This is a genomic window from Bacillus sp. FSL R5-0512, from assembly GCF_038593295.1.
Classification (GTDB): Bacteria; Bacillota; Bacilli; order Bacillales; family Bacillaceae; genus Bacillus; species Bacillus safensis.
Genome location: NZ_CP151982.1, coordinates 1506460 through 1521848, shown reverse-complemented (window position 1 = coordinate 1521848; position 15389 = coordinate 1506460). Strand labels below are relative to the sequence as shown.

The 15389-nt window shown below is 42.0% G+C and carries 16 protein-coding genes; all 16 read right to left on the bottom strand.

Annotation, left to right across the window (positions count from 1 at the left end; translation table 11 throughout):
- Window positions 1–40: 40 nt before the first annotated feature.
- The 16 genes from sucD to smc all read right to left on the bottom strand — a co-directional run bounded on the left by sucD (window position 41) and on the right by smc (window position 15380).
- The gene (sucD, locus tag NSQ25_RS07745; protein WP_007499624.1) at window positions 41–943 is read right to left on the bottom strand and encodes a succinate--CoA ligase subunit alpha; all 903 of its coding nucleotides are present in this window, start codon (window positions 941–943) and stop codon (window positions 41–43) included.
- 22 nt (window positions 944–965) lie between these two features.
- Window positions 966–2126: an ADP-forming succinate--CoA ligase subunit beta gene (gene sucC / locus NSQ25_RS07740; protein WP_024426972.1), complete on the bottom strand. Its 1161-nt coding sequence runs from the start codon at window positions 2124–2126 to the stop codon at window positions 966–968.
- 176 nt (window positions 2127–2302) lie between these two features.
- Entirely contained in the window at window positions 2303–2578 is a 276-nt protein-coding gene (locus NSQ25_RS07735; RefSeq protein WP_003211418.1) for a FlhB-like flagellar biosynthesis protein, read from the bottom strand.
- Entirely contained in the window at window positions 2575–4314 is a 1740-nt protein-coding gene (locus NSQ25_RS07730) for a hypothetical protein (protein WP_046310920.1), read from the bottom strand. Before NSQ25_RS07730 ends, NSQ25_RS07735 begins: the two co-directional genes overlap by 4 nt.
- Before the next feature lie 26 nt (window positions 4315–4340).
- Window positions 4341–5105, bottom strand: a complete 765-nt coding sequence (locus NSQ25_RS07725) for a ribonuclease HII (RefSeq protein ID WP_081124370.1) — start codon at window positions 5103–5105, stop codon at window positions 4341–4343.
- 76 nt (window positions 5106–5181) lie between these two features.
- Entirely contained in the window at window positions 5182–6030 is an 849-nt protein-coding gene (gene ylqF / locus NSQ25_RS07720; RefSeq protein ID WP_024424188.1) for a ribosome biogenesis GTPase YlqF, read from the bottom strand.
- 90 nt (window positions 6031–6120) lie between these two features.
- Window positions 6121–6468, bottom strand: a complete 348-nt coding sequence (gene rplS / locus NSQ25_RS07715) for a 50S ribosomal protein L19 (protein ID WP_008354510.1) — start codon at window positions 6466–6468, stop codon at window positions 6121–6123.
- Between the two features lie 137 nt (window positions 6469–6605).
- Complete coding sequence (trmD, locus tag NSQ25_RS07710) at window positions 6606–7340, bottom strand: tRNA (guanosine(37)-N1)-methyltransferase TrmD (RefSeq protein WP_024424189.1); 735 nt, start codon at window positions 7338–7340, stop codon at window positions 6606–6608.
- On the bottom strand, window positions 7337–7861 hold the full coding sequence (gene rimM, locus NSQ25_RS07705) for a ribosome maturation factor RimM (protein ID WP_024424190.1): 525 nt from the start codon (window positions 7859–7861) through the stop codon (window positions 7337–7339). The genes trmD and rimM overlap by 4 nt, the downstream gene beginning before the upstream one ends.
- A gap of 8 nt (window positions 7862–7869) precedes the next feature.
- Entirely contained in the window at window positions 7870–8256 is a 387-nt protein-coding gene (locus NSQ25_RS07700; RefSeq protein WP_024424191.1) for a YlqD family protein, read from the bottom strand.
- A 103-nt stretch (window positions 8257–8359) separates the two neighbouring features.
- A complete protein-coding gene (locus tag NSQ25_RS07695; protein ID WP_024424192.1) occupies window positions 8360–8605 on the bottom strand; it encodes a KH domain-containing protein in 246 nt (81 codons plus the stop codon).
- On the bottom strand, window positions 8605–8877 hold the full coding sequence (gene rpsP / locus NSQ25_RS07690) for a 30S ribosomal protein S16 (RefSeq protein WP_008344841.1): 273 nt from the start codon (window positions 8875–8877) through the stop codon (window positions 8605–8607). The genes NSQ25_RS07695 and rpsP overlap by 1 nt, the downstream gene beginning before the upstream one ends.
- Before the next feature lie 105 nt (window positions 8878–8982).
- Complete coding sequence (gene ffh / locus NSQ25_RS07685; RefSeq protein ID WP_034281763.1) at window positions 8983–10323, bottom strand: signal recognition particle protein; 1341 nt, start codon at window positions 10321–10323, stop codon at window positions 8983–8985.
- A gap of 13 nt (window positions 10324–10336) precedes the next feature.
- Window positions 10337–10669, bottom strand: a complete 333-nt coding sequence (locus tag NSQ25_RS07680; RefSeq protein ID WP_012009935.1) for a putative DNA-binding protein — start codon at window positions 10667–10669, stop codon at window positions 10337–10339.
- A 142-nt stretch (window positions 10670–10811) separates the two neighbouring features.
- Complete coding sequence (gene ftsY / locus NSQ25_RS07675; protein WP_070325813.1) at window positions 10812–11798, bottom strand: signal recognition particle-docking protein FtsY; 987 nt, start codon at window positions 11796–11798, stop codon at window positions 10812–10814.
- Between the two features lie 21 nt (window positions 11799–11819).
- On the bottom strand, window positions 11820–15380 hold the full coding sequence (gene smc, locus NSQ25_RS07670; RefSeq protein ID WP_070325812.1) for a chromosome segregation protein SMC: 3561 nt from the start codon (window positions 15378–15380) through the stop codon (window positions 11820–11822).
- Window positions 15381–15389 lie beyond the last annotated feature (9 nt).

Here is a 15389-nt window from a genome sequence, read left to right as displayed (position 1 = left end):
AAAGAAGAAGACTTGCCAAAGAACAAGTCTTCTTGTGTCATTAATGCGTTTTACAAGCTTCGAAGAGATTCTTCTCTTTTAATACTTTAATCAACGTTTCTCCCATGACAGATGGTGTTTCTGCCACTTCAATTCCACATTCACGCATTGTTTTTACCTTTTCATCAGCTGTTCCTTTACCACCAGAAATAATGGCACCAGCATGTCCCATACGTTTTCCTGGAGGCGCCGTTTTACCGCCAATAAAGCCAACGACTGGCTTAGTCATATTTGCTTTTACCCATTCAGCTGCTTCTTCTTCAGCCGTACCGCCGATTTCACCGATCATAATCACAGCATGCGTTTCAGGATCTTCATTGAATGCTTTTAAAACATCAATAAAGTTTGTCCCATTTACCGGGTCTCCCCCGATTCCTACAGCTGTCGATTGTCCAACACCAGCTTCTGAAAGCTGATGTACCGCTTCATATGTAAGCGTTCCAGAACGAGAAACAACACCCACATGACCTTTTTTATGAATGTAGCCAGGCATGATACCAATTTTACATTCTTCAGGTGTGATGACACCTGGGCAGTTTGGCCCAACTAGTCTTGTCTTTTTCCCTTCCATATACCGTTTCACTTTGACCATGTCAAGCACTGGAATATGTTCAGTGATACAAATGACGAGATCGACTTCTGCGTCAACAGCCTCTAAAATGGCATCTGCCGCAAATGGTGCTGGTACATAGATAACAGAAGCGTTCGCTCCAGTTGTCTGCACTGCTTCAGATACAGTATTAAATACAGGAACTCCTTCTACTTCAGTTCCACCTTTTCCAGGTGTGACACCGCCAACGATATTTGTTCCGTACTCAATCATTTGTTTTGTATGGAACAATGCGGTTGAACCGGTAATCCCCTGAACAATTACTCTCGTATTTTTATTAATAAATACACTCATTTAGGTTCCCTGCCTTTCTGCTCTACTTGACTAAAGATACAATCTTTTCTGCCCCGTCAGCCATAGACTCAGCAGAAGTGATATTTAAGCCTGAATCACTCAGGATTTTCTTCCCTAATTCAACGTTTGTTCCTTCAAGACGTACAACAAGTGGTAATGTTAAGCCGACCTGTTTCGTCGCTTCAACAACACCTTCTGCAATCACATCACATTTCATGATGCCGCCAAAAATGTTCACGAAAATCCCTTTGACATTTTGATCAGATAAGATGATTTTAAATGCTTCCGTTACTTTTTCAGCTGTTGCACCGCCGCCAACATCTAGGAAGTTTGCAGGGTCCCCGCCGTAATGCTTGATGATATCCATTGTAGACATCGCAAGTCCTGCTCCATTAACCATACAGCCAATATTTCCATCTAAAGAAATGTAGCTTAAGTCATATTTAGATGCTTCAATTTCTTTTGGATCCTCTTCATCAAGGTCACGGTATTCTAATATATCTTTTTGTCTATATAAGGCATTGCTATCAAAGTTTAATTTTGCATCAAGTGCCATGACTTTTCCATCGCCTGTTACAACAAGTGGATTAATCTCAGCAATTGAACAATCTTTTTCAATAAACGCATTGTAAAGGCTTGTCATAAACTTAACAGCTTGGCCAACTAATTTTGTTGGAATATTAATTTTAAATGCTACTTCTCTCGCCTGATAGCCTTGCAGGCCAATCGCTGGGTCGATGACCACTTTGACGATTTTTTCTGGCGTTTTTTCTGCTACTTCTTCAATTTCAGTACCGCCTTCTTCAGATGCCATCAATACAATTCTTGATGTCGCTCTGTCCAAAACTAGTCCAACATAGTATTCCTTTTGAATATCGCAGCCTTCTTCAATAAGTAAGCGTTTTATTTCGCGCCCTTCAGGCCCTGTTTGATGTGTGACAAGTGTCTTGCCGAGCAATTCCTCTGCAAACCCTTTCACTTCATCTTTCGTTTTTGCAATTTTTACCCCGCCTGCTTTACCACGGCCGCCTGCATGAATCTGTGCTTTTACGACATATACAGAGCTCCCTAGCTCTTCTGATGCTTTCACTGCTTCATCAGGTGTAAATGCTACTTTACCATTTGGAACTGAAACCCCATATTTTCTTAGGATTTCTTTTCCTTGGTACTCATGGATATTCATTTCCCATCCTCCCAACATATGTAGAAACAAAAATTATAAAATAGACTGCGCTTTCATTTTAAAGAATAAAAAAGAGAATGTCTAGGGTTCTATGTAAAATCGTAAAATCCTTCTAAACATTCAAACTTTTATTTTATTAAAAATATAAATTTTTCAGCCAAATCACTTTTTTTACCTTATTTTTTCATTTTTTGATCTAATCTGTAGATAAACGAAAAAATTTCTGCTACAGTATCGTATAACGCTTCGGGGATCTCCTCATCTAATGTTAAGTGGCGCATGAGTTCGACTAAATTACGGTCTTCCTGGATTGGGACTCCCGACTTTTTTGCTTCTTCAATAATATGATCTGCCACATAGCCGCTGCCTGTTGCAACGACTTTTGGCGCCTTTTGTTTTTCTTCATCATAATGCAGAGCGACCGCTCTTCTAAGCGGTTTTGAATCCTTCATACTCGTAAGTCCAGCCCTTTCTCGCTGATTTTATGAAAGTGTTCATCTAGAAATTGAGACGGATCTACTGGCTCTTGTCTCTTTTTTGCTGTAATTCCCGTTAAACTGTATCCTAGAGCATTTAAATTCTCCCGAACAGCCGGAATCATCGGATTAATGGTTCCTTGCAGTTCATGGGCTGTCTCGACAGTAATGGACATGACCTTTTGCTGAATCGTACAGTCTATTAAGGTTTCTTCAAGGTTTTCCATGTTTAGATAAAACATCAGGCGGCACTGAGAAATATCAATAGAGCCATCTTTTTTCTTATGTCCCTTTAGTATAAAGGTTAAATCTTGAACACTATGTTTTGAGAAAAGAGGATAGGAAACCATCATTTGACTGACGGTTTGGTTCTCCTGCTGCACAAATAACTGCCCATTCAATCTATGAAATAATTGATCCACTTCTTTTTTAATGGGCTCTGGTAAATCCGCCTGCTTCACATCATTCAGCACAAGCTTTAATTGGTGCAGCTCCTGACTTTTGACATCCTGGCTGCCTTTTTCGAGCAGTTTCAGCATACCGATTTCATCACGTACACCAATTGCCTTTTTCATCGTCATAAGTAAATCGAGCACATCAGTTTTATTGCTTAATGTTGGTTCAGTCTGCTGCACCACCTGGGCCAAAGCTTTTGCCTCTCTTTTTGACAGGAAGGGAAACTCTTTTTGAAGCACAGCTCCTTTTGCGTCAGGCTGAGATCCTGCCTGCTGGAGCTCTTGCAGCAATGCTGTGAGCTGTTTTAAGTTGGGCTCTTTCTGCCCGTCTGCACCTTGTTTCATCAAGCTTGTCAGTATCCGCTCAATTTGCTGAAGCGGAATTTGCAGCGCTGTTGGACTTGTTGACTGCTGCTGCACGTTTGTCTGAAGGACTTGGGACGGCTGACGCTCTTGAACAATTGAGGCAAGACTATTTTCTTTTTGCTGAGACGGATTGAGCGGAGTCGTTATTGGTGAATTCCCGTCTTGCTTCGCCACGCCTTCTCTCGCTGCTAGAAGGACCGATAAGAGCTTTTCTGCATGGACAGCTGTCTCTGCATCTACAACTGACCGAACGGCTTGTATAAGGGTCTGTGTGGCATCTGTGTGCTTCGGAAGCTGTGTTAATTGATTTAATAGCGCTGTTATATCCTGGTGAAGGGCAGAGGATGATTTTACGGCTAAAATAGATTGAAGCACCCCTTGCTGGATCGGTAAATCTTTCTTTAAAGCAAAGAGAAGTGCCTGGAGCCCTTTCTTCACATCAGCTCCTTGAAGCTGTTCGATCCACTTCACTGCCGTTTTTAACTCTCCTTCGTTGATGACCGGCTTTTCCTTTAAAAAAGCTGTAGCCGTCAGCATGTTTTCAATCCCATTTTTCAGTGAGAGACCTTCTAATAGTTTGGCTGCTGCATCCTTTAATGTCTTAGGATCTTGATCAAATTGCTGAACGGGTCTTAGTTTATTGAGGCTGCCTCCACCCTCTTGTTCAAATTGGAACCAATAAAACGCGTCTGCTTTAAGCTGAGCCGCCAGCTGTGCTTTTATTTTCGTTGAGCCTATTTGAACAAGGGCTGTATCATCTCCAAGCATTTTTAGTACCTTGCCGAGAATCAGCCGATGAACATTATCCTTCCCTTCGGTGTTTAATGGAACCGATTCGGCCGTATTCAGCCGGCTATTCAGTGCTGTATGTATGTCCTCAACTCTTGTCATCACAGGCAGCCTCCTTAGATTAAAATTTATGATATAACAGATTTCACCGGCGCAAACGATAATCGGTGGATTGGGGTAGCACCATGTGTTTGAATCGCAGCCAGGTGCTCTTTTGTTCCGTACCCTTTATGTTTTTCAAATTGATACTCAGGATATTTACGCCCGTACTCTTCCATCATCTGATCCCTTGTCACCTTCGCAATACATGCACCTGCTGCAATGGATGCACTTTTTGCATCTCCTTTGATGATATTCTCTTGGTGGGTAGAAAGCGGGAGTGTCATGGCATCTATGAGTAGATAATCAGGTGTATGAGTTAACTGCTCTACAGCTCTTACCATCGCCAGTCTTGATGCTTCATAAATATTGATTTCATCGATCGTAGCCGCATCAACAATGCCGATTCCGATATCAAGTGCTTCTTTTTGAATTAAATCATAATAAGCCAATCTTTTTTTCTCAGATAATTGCTTTGAGTCGTTTAAACCGAGCAGGACTGTCTCTTCCTTTAATATAACGGCTGCTGCCACAACTGGGCCGGCAAGCGGTCCTCTTCCTGCTTCATCTATTCCAGCAATACATGTGTATCCCTGCGCCTTTGCTTTGTTTTCAAATTGCAGCATGTCATGCCATGCTGCGTGAAGTGCTTGCTGCTTTTCTCTCTCTTTGCGCCATTTTTCTATCAGTTTTTGGACACTTTTTCTCGTATCATCTTTCACAAGCTCGCGAATGTATGACTCGTCGCCTGCATGCTTTTCTATTAGTTCTTTTATTTGCTTCACCGTGTACATAGGCTTTTTCGCAGCCTCCTTCTTTATATCGGCAGTTTTTCGCAAAAAATAAAGACCCGCATGAGCTGCGTGTCTTTTAGCTTTCAGGCTTCTCAAATGTGAGGGGACCAAATTTTTCTGTTCGAATATCCCGAATAATGATTTCGGTGGTTTTGTCATAGTTTATGAATCCCCCGCTCATTAGACAGCCGCGCTTAGTGCCAATTGCATCAAACAGCTCAACCGTATCTTCAGGTATCTCCGCTAGGTCATAGCGTTTTTTTAATCGCTCTGGGTAATTCTCTTCTAGAAAACGAAGTGCATACACAGCGACATCCTGTAAGTTGATGATCGAATCTTTGATCGCTCCAGTCACCGCAAGCCTGAGTCCTACCTGCTCATCTTCAAACTTTGGCCAGAGGATTCCAGGGGTATCGAGCAGTTCTAGTTCTTTCCCTACCTTCACCCATTGCTGTGATGTCGTAATACCAGGCCGGTCTCCTGTTTTGGCAATGTTCTTTTTTGCTAAACGATTGATTAAGGTCGATTTGCCGACGTTGGGAATCCCGATAATCAGTGCTCGAATGGCACGTGGTTTGACGCCTTTTGCTTTCATGCGGTCGAATTTTTCTTTTAAAATTTCTTTTGAAGTCGTGATGATCTGATTTAACCCTTGTCCATCGACTGAGTTAATGGCAAGTGACCGAACGCCTTGCTGCTCAAAGTGCGCCTGCCACTCCTTTGTCATACGAGGATCTGCTTTATCTGCTTTGTTTAAGAGCATGATTTTTGGTTTATTTTGAAGGATTTCTTCGATCATTGGGTTTCTAGAGGACATCGGAATTCTTGCATCGGTTAATTCAAATACGATGTCGATGAGTTTTAATTTTTCTGTGACTTCACGTCTTGCTTTTGCCATATGGCCTGGAAACCATTGAATCGTCATATGTGCACCTTCTTTCTTCTACCTGTTATCTCTATACATTGTACAAAAAAAGAGCCTGTTACAGGTAACAAGCTCTTTCCTTTGATATCATTATCGTCTGATTTCTTTGATACGAGCCGCTTTACCGCGAAGTTCACGTAGGTAGTAAAGTTTCGCACGACGTACCTTACCGTGACGTACAACTTCGATCTTAGCGATTTTTGGTGTGTGTACAGGGAATGTACGCTCAACGCCTACACCGTAAGAGATCTTACGAACTGTGAAAGTTTCGCTGATTCCACCACCACGACGCTTAATTACAACACCTTCAAAGATCTGGATACGCTCACGAGTACCCTCGACAACTTTAACATGTACACGTAAAGTGTCACCAGGACGGAACGCAGGAAGATCAGTGCGTAATTGTTCTTTTGTGATTTCTTCAATCAAATGTTGCATCGTTTTCAACTCCTTCCAACAGATGCTCATGTCCTCTTTCTTCATTGCAGCGGAACATCGTTTTCAAACTTGGATCAGCAAGCCGTCCAAGTCACAAGTAGTATCATATCATACCTCTATGCCGTGTGCAATACAATCTAGTCATTATGAAGCTGCCAAAGCCATCTTTTTTCTTCATCCGTTAATGTTTTGCAAGAATCGATCAAATCTGGCCGTCTTGTATAGGTTCGCTTCAAGGATTCTTTGCGCCGCCACTCTTCAATTTTGGCATGATTTCCAGAGAGGAGCACATCCGGCACTTTTAGTCCTTTATAATCCGCCGGCCTTGTATAGTGCGGGTGCTCAAGCAGACCTGTACTGAATGAATCTTCGATGTGAGACGCTTCTTTTCCAAGCACATGAGGCAAAAGCCTGACCACACTGTCTGCAATCATCATCGCTGGCAGCTCTCCGCCTGTGAGGACGAAATCTCCGATTGAGATCTCATCTGTGACAAGATGCTCCCTGATGCGCTCATCGTAGCCTTCATAGTGGCCGCAAATGAACATAAGATGCTCTTCTTTTGCAAGTTCTTCTGCTTTCTTTTGTGTATATCTTTCCCCTTGAGGACAGACAAGAATGATTCGGGGTTTCGTGCTTGCTTTCTTCGTTAAATCTTCTACCGCATCAAATACGGGCTGCGCTTTCAGTACCATACCAGCACCGCCGCCATACGGATAGTCATCCACTGTTTTATGCTTATGATCCGAATACTCTCTAAAATTGACGACTTGAAATGAGACAGCTTCTTTCTCCTGTGCTTTTTTTAAGATCGATGAGTGAAGCACACCTTCGAACATTTCAGGAAAAAGGGTTAAGAAATCGATTTTCATTCGTCAATAAGTCCTTCCATCACTTCAATGTGTACGGTTTTGGATGAGATATCGATCTTTTTGACGACAGATGGTATATATGGAATGAGGGCATCTTTTTTGCCTTTTCTTCCAACCACCCACACATCATTTGCCCCTGGCGTAAGGATTTCTTTGATTTGGCCGATCAGCTTGTCCTCTTCATCGTATACTTCACAGCCGATGATTTGGTGGAAATAAAATTCTCCTTCGTCTAATGACCCAAGATGTTCTTTTTCTACCTTTAAGATTGATTCTTTCAAATGCTCTGCTTCATTTAATGAGTTGATTTCTTCAAATGTGAGCAAATCAAACTGTTTGTGCTGGCGATGCGATGCGACAGTCACTTTCAGCGGCTCGCTTTGACCTTGCTTAAAAATATAGAGGACGCTTCCCTTTTTGTAGCGCTCTTCTGGGAAATCCGTCTTTGACACGACGCGTACTTCTCCGCGCACTCCGTGTGTATTGACGATCTTTCCCACATTCAACCATTCTAGCTCCATGTTCTCAATCACCCCTGACGTATTTCCACAATGGTGCCGTCTTTCACGACGATGACATTATCTTGCATCTTGTCATCCCATTTATCACCTATTTTTACTTCAACCAGTGCATCCACTTCTGTTTCTTTCATTTCACTTCCAAGCGGCAAAATATGCAGCTGCTCTACTTGAAAATCAATTTGCCGGATCTTCTCTTGCCTTTTATCGATCGCTTTTTGAAATTGAGGGATGGCTTCTTGCTGATGTGGTTCTTTTTCATGTTTTTTTAGTTGAAAATATAGTTGATTGCATTCACGTTCTAGTCTTTCTTTTTTCTCCAAAAAAGTCGTTAACAGTTTGTCCTTACTGCTTTCAGTTAATACTTGCATCACGGTGACATGTTGAATGATCTGCATCTTCCTTTTTGTCCCCCTATCCGAAGGCATTTGTCCTCTACAGTATAACGAAAAATAGATTTAAACGTGTAAAAAAAGGGGAGGTCCTAAGCCCTCTCCCTTTTTAGTCAGCAATCTCAAGTTGAACTTTCTTAGAAGACTCTGCACTTGCTGCAAAAATGACTGTTCGTATCGCTTTTGCTGTACGTCCCTGCTTTCCGATCACTTTTCCGGTATCTTCAGCATTGACAGACAGTGTGTAAATCACCTGCTCATCTTTTTCTAATGAAGATACGTGAATATCTTCAGGGAAATCAACAAGTGGCTCGACGATGGACACAATCAATTCTTCCAAGGACAGCTCATTCATTATTTGCTGTTTTTCGCATTATGAAATTTTTCAAGAATTCCTTGGCTTGAGAAAAGATTGCGAACTGTATCAGATGGTTTCGCACCATTTTGAAGCCATTTAAGCGCTAATTCTTCGTTGATTTTCACCTCAGCTGGTGATACCACTGGGTTGTAAGTTCCAACTGTTTCAATGAAACGACCGTCACGTGGTGAACGAGAATCTGCTACAACAATACGATAGAAAGGAGATTTTTTTGCTCCCATACGTTTTAAACGAATTTTTACTGCCATTTTACTAGCACCTCCGAAAATATTTCAACAAGATAGTATATTAACAATGATAAAAGGGTTTGTAAAGTGTTTTTTCTTAACAACGGTTTTATCATGTATAACCAATTACATAAATGGTAATTTAAAGCCCTTTTTCTTTCCTTTGGACATGTTGGTCATTTGCTTCATCATCTTTTTCATTTCATCAAATTGCTTTAAAAGGCGATTGACTTCCTGTACAGATGTTCCGCTTCCTTTTGCAATCCGTTTTCTTCGGCTTGCATTGATGACCTCTGGCTGTTCTTTTTCCTCGGTCGTCATTGATTTAATGATCGCTTCGATATGATTGAGCTGCTTTTCGTCTACTTGGACGTTTTTGAGCCCTTTCATTTTACCGGCTCCCGGCATCATTTGGATCAGTTCATCAAGTGGACCCATATTCCGAACTTGGCCAAGCTGCTCGAGGAAATCATCGAGCGTGAAGCTCATTGTCCGCATTTTTTGCTCAAGCTCTTTCGCTTTATCTTGGTCGACGTTTGCCTGTGCTTTTTCAATCAGCGTGAGCACATCTCCCATGCCAAGAATTCTTGATGCCATCCGCTCCGGATGGAATGGTTCAATCGCATCAAGCTTTTCTCCTAGCGCAGCGAATTTAATCGGCGTGTTGGTGACAGCTCGAATAGAAAGTGCTGCACCGCCTCTTGTATCACCGTCTAGTTTTGTTAGAACGACACCTGTTAAACCAAGCTGTTCATTAAAGCTTTTCGCGACATTGACCGCATCTTGACCTGTCATAGAGTCAACAACTAGGAAAATTTCTTCTGGATTTGCTACTTCTTTTACTTGCTGAAGTTCATCCATTAATTCTTCATCGATATGAAGACGTCCTGCTGTATCTAAAATGACATAATCATGGTGTTCTTCTTTCGCTTTTTCAATTGCCTGTTTGGCAATTTCGACAGGGCTGACTTGATCACCTAATGAAAACACCGGCATATCAAGCTGTTTCCCAAGCGTTTGAAGCTGCTGGATCGCTGCTGGTCGGTAAATATCAGCAGCTACCATCATCGGCTTGCGATTATGTTTTTTGCGAAGTAAATTGGCAAGCTTCCCTGTTGTGGTTGTTTTACCTGCCCCTTGAAGACCAACCATCATAATGACTGTTGGAGATTTTTTCGCTACAGCGATCTTACTCTCTTCTCCGCCCATTAATTCAGTGAGTTCTTCTTTTACAACTTTAATGACCTGCTGTCCAGGGGTAAGGCTTTTCATGACCTCTTGTCCAACTGCCCGCTCACTTACTTTTTTCACAAAGTCTTTGACTACTTTAAAATTGACGTCAGCTTCAAGAAGGGCAAGGCGTACCTCGCGCATCATTTCTTTTACATCTTGTTCTGACACTTTTCCTTTGCCGCGGATTTTTGAAATCGTCTGCTGCAGTCGGTCGGCTAATCCTTCAAATGCCATACTGTGCCGCCTCCTAATCTAATTTCTCAAGCGATTCAATTAAAGCTTCTGCTTCTTCTGTTTGCGCAGAATCAGCTACAAGCTCTCTCATTTTTTTGAGAAGTTCTTTACGCTCTTTAAATTTCTTAAACAAGAGCAGCTTTTCTTCATATTGTTCAAGCATCGCTTCAGTCCGTTTAATATTATCATAAACAGCCTGCCTTGATACTTCATATTCATCCGCAATTTCACCGAGGGAAAAATCGTCTAGGTAGTAAAGCGACATGTAGCTCTTTTGCTTTGCGGTCAACAACGATTGATAGAAGTCAAACAAGTAATTCATTCTCGTTGTTTTTTCAAGCGTCATGGGCTCTCTCCCCTTTGTTAAGTTCATTCCCTTTACATCAACTAAGTTTACACGGTTCTCTTCTGTGTGTCAAGTTTTTATCTTGTCACTTCATGAAGCTACGCATAAATAAAATGCCAGCAGATTTGCCGGCATTTTTTTGTTAGTCTTGTTGATCAATTACGTCTGAAAATAATCCATACACATACGATTCTGCATCAAACTCTTGCAGATCGTCCACCTTTTCACCTAAACCGACAAGCTTCACGGGAATGTTCAGCTCATTTCGAATCGCAAGAACAATTCCGCCTTTTGCAGTACCGTCAAGCTTTGTTAAAGCAATCCCTGTCACATTTGTCGCTTTAGAAAATTCCTTAGCTTGTGCCATTGCGTTTTGACCCGTTGTCGCATCAAGAGCGAGCAATACTTCATGAGGTGCATCTGGAACCTCGCGTTCAATGACTCTCTTGACCTTCTCCAGTTCTTTCATCAAGTTGACTTTGTTTTGAAGTCTTCCTGCTGTATCGCAGATGAGGACATCCGCATTTTTCGCTTTTGCTGATTGAACGGCATCATAGATCACCGCTGCTGGATCAGAGCCTGCCGTTTGTTTGACGACAGGAACACCTGAACGTTCTCCCCACACTTCAAGCTGCTCGATGGCACCGGCACGGAACGTATCACCTGCTGCTAAAATGACGGATTTCCTTTCATTTTTCAGCTTATTTGCAAGTTTGCCGATAGTCGTTGTTTTTCCAACACCGTTGACGCCTACAAATAAAATGATATTCAAACGCCCATCTTCAATGTTCAGAGCAGAGATTTGTTCCTCTCCGCTATTGTAGATGTCAACCAGTTTTTCAGAAATGACCGCTTGTACTTCACTTGGATCTTGAATGTTTCTTAATTTCACTTCTTTTTTCAGCTCATCAATCAGTTCCATCACAGTTGTGAAACCGACATCAGCGCCGATCAGAACCTCTTCCAGCTCTTCAAAAAAGTCTTCGTCGACTTTGCGGTAGCGGGAAATCAGTTCATTTACTTTTCCTTGGAAGGAGTTTCTCGTTTTTTCGAGTCCATCTTTAAACTTTTCTGATACTGAATCGGTTTGCTGCGTAAATTTTTCTTTTAATTTCTTAAAAAAGCTCATTGGTTCAAAAACCTCCTTTAATTACTGGACAAGCTCTTTCGTTTCTTCTAGTTTGACAGATACGAGCTTAGAAACACCTGATTCCTGCATGGTCACGCCGTAGAGCACATCTGCTTCTTCCATTGTTCCCTTGCGGTGCGTAATGACAATGAACTGTGTTTCCTGGCTGTATTTCTTTAAATATTGCGCAAAACGGAAAACATTTGCTTCATCAAGCGCCGCTTCTACCTCATCTAACACGCAGAATGGAACAGGTCTCACTTTTAAGATAGAGAATAGTAAAGCGATCGCTGTTAAGGCTCTCTCTCCGCCTGAAAGAAGGCTTAAGTTTTGCAGTTTTTTCCCTGGCGGCTGCGCGACAATATCAACGCCAGAGTTAAGTAAATCATTTGGATCTGTCAGTTTAAGATCTGCTCTTCCGCCGCCAAATAATGCTTGGAAAACAGATTCAAAGTGCCCGCGGATTTGAGAGAATGTCTCAGAGAAACGCTTTGTCATCTCTTGATCCATTTCTTCGATGACTTGGAATAATGTATTTTTCGCTTCTGTCAGATCATTTCGCTGTTCTGTTAAGAAAAGATAGCGTTCATTCACACGTTCATACTCGTCAATGCTGCCTAAGTTTACTGTTCCAAGCTCTTCAATGGCTAGTTTGATCAGCTTCACTCGTTTTCTTGCTTCATCTGGCGATAACGTCAACTGATACATCTCTTTTGCTCCTTCAAATGAAAGAGCATATTCATCGTTCAAATAAGCGATCAGGTTATCGAGCTCGACTTCCATACGGCCAAGCTTAATTTCTTCATCTTTTAAGCTTGTGGTGAGCTGCTTATACAAACGTTTTTGTTCTTTAAGCTCACGTTCAGCAAATTCTAATGTTTCAGAAAGAGCGAGACGCTGCTTACGGCGCTCTGAAATGAGTGCGGTTGTTTTGTTTTTGTTTTCCAGCTTCTCTTTCGCCGCTTCTTCCAGTTGTTCGGCTCCGCTTGAACTAGATGACATTTCACTTGTTAAGAGTGACAAATCTTCTTTTGTTTCCATTAGCGTCTGTTCAGCTTCTTCTAATTCAGCCATTAAGCTCGAAAGCTTTTCTTGTTCATTCGCTAAGGACTGCTCTTTTTTGGCAAGCGAGATTTTCAGCTCAGTTAATTCAGCAGAAATGGTTTCTTTCGTTGAGCTTTGCGTCTGCTTACGCTTTGTTAATGTATTGATTTCTTGATCAAGAGCCGTCAGTTTCTCACCTATAGAGGCTTCAAGAGCGACCTGCTTTTTGTCCTTCTCCGCGAGTTCAGTAGAACGCTGCTGCAATTCTTCTTTTTCTTGATCATAGAGTTCAAGATGAGCATTGATATTTTTTTCTGCAACTTGCAGTTCGTATAGCTTCCCTTTGAGATCTTGCTGCTTTTCACGAAGCGTTTCGCCGCGCTGACGCAGTTCGTTTAATTGGCTTTCGTTTGCTCCGATCAATTGCTTCGTTTCTTTTGTTTCCTTTTCAAGGATCGTTGTTTTCTCTTCCATTTCAACGAGTTGCTTTGTTAACGTTTCGATCTCCCGGTTTCTTGAAAGAAGAGAGTTGTTCTTTTTCTTTACGCCGCCACCGGTCATTGAACCGCCGGGGTTTACGACATCTCCATCAAGAGTCACGATGCGGTAACGATGTCCAAGCATTTTCGCCAGTTCATTGGCGCCTTTTAAGTCTCTAACGATCAGCACGGTTCCAAGCAAATTCTGAATCACCTTTTGATACTTTTCGTCAAAGAAAACAAGGTGACTCGCTACGCCGATAAATGCAGCATGCTGCTCTGCTGTTTGAACATCTCTGAGCTGAATGGTTCTTTCTTTGATCACGTTCATTGGCAGGAAGGTTGCACGTCCAAAGGAATGCTGCTTTAAGTATCCAATCGCTTGTCTCGCAGCTGCTTCATTTTCTGTAACGACGTGCTGCGTGGCTGCACCCAGCGCAATTTCAATCGCTGTCTCATGCTGCTGATCCGTTTGAATCAGCTCTGCAATGGCACCATGAATACCGCCTAACCGTTCTTTTGCCTTTAAGACCTCTTTCACTCCTTGGAAAAAGCCTGAGAAGTCTTCCTGCATGGATTCAAGCATTTCTTTTTTGGATTTTGCCTGCTGTACGTATTGATAGGCTTGGTAAAGAGCCGTTTCTTTTTTCTCGTATTGACGTTTCATTTGCTCAAGCTTTTGTTCTGCTTCTCTAAAGCGTTTTACTTGAGCCAGAATGTCTTCTTCCAGTGCTGAAAGCTGCTGCTCAGCTTCTGTTTTCTTTTCTTTAACAGACACTCGTTCTTCGATATGTTTTTGGTTATTTTGCGTCAGCCGCTCTAGCTGCATGGCAGCTTGGCGCTGCTGTTCTTCTAGTAATTTACGTTCATTACGGATGGAAGCCTGTTCATTGAGCAGATCAAAATAATCGCTTTTCAGCTGTTCAATTTGACCTTCCACATCTTCACTATGAAGCGACAGTTGATGCTGCTTTGTTTTGACTTCATCTTTTAGCTGCTGCACTTCTTTTTGCAGGCTGTCCCGCGTGATTTTCTGCTGCTCAATCTTTTCGGTTAACAGCGCTTGCTTTTCAGTTAAACGAACGAGCGTTTCCTCAAGCTGTCCTTGGTTTGCGGCCGCATTTTTTTTCCGCTCTTTTAGCACTTCTTTTTTTCCTTCAAGCTTTTCTAATTCCTCACTTGTGAAAAGAAGAACTTCTTGCAGGTCATTAATTGATTCGTCAAGCGCTTGAATGCGGTCTCTTGACTCTTCAATTTTGGCTTCTTTTGCTTGGATATCTGTAGACTGCTCCATTTCATCTTGTTTGAAGCGCTCGACTGCTTCACCAAGTGTTGTCCATTTTTCATGAAGTGCTTCGATGTCATGGACAGTTAGGGCGATTTCGACATTTTCAAGCTCTTCTTTTTTTTGCAAATAGTCCTTTGCAATGGATGCTTGCATTCTTAATGGTTCTACTTGATCTTCTAGTTCATGCAGAATATCTTCTACTCGGTTTAAGTTGTCCTGCGTTTCAAACAGTTTATTCTCGGCTTTTTTCTTTCTTGTTTTATATTTCAAAACGCCAGCCGCTTCTTCAAAGATGCTTCTTCTCTCTTCTGCCTTACTTGATAGAATTTCCTCTACCTTTCCTTGGCTGATGATGGAAAAAGCTTCCTTTCCAAGACCTGAATCCATGAAAAGATCAATAATATCCTTTAAGCGGACAGATTGATTGTTTATGAGAAATTCACTTTCTCCTGAGCGATAGACCCTTCTTGTCACACTGACTTCGTGAAAATCGATCGGTAAAAAGTGATCTTCGTTATCTAATGTTAAAGTCACCTCTGCTAGATTGACTCTTTTTCTTGAGTCACTTCCTGCAAAAATGATATCTTCCATTTTTCCTCCGCGGAGGCTTTTCGCTGATTGTTCTCCAAGTACCCAGCGGATAGCATCGGTAATATTACTTTTGCCGCTCCCGTTTGGTCCAACCACAGCTGTGACCCCTTTAACAAAGTCCACGGTCACTCGCTGTGCAAATGATTTGAATCCTATCACGTCTAAACGTTTGAGGAACATGAGAGTGAT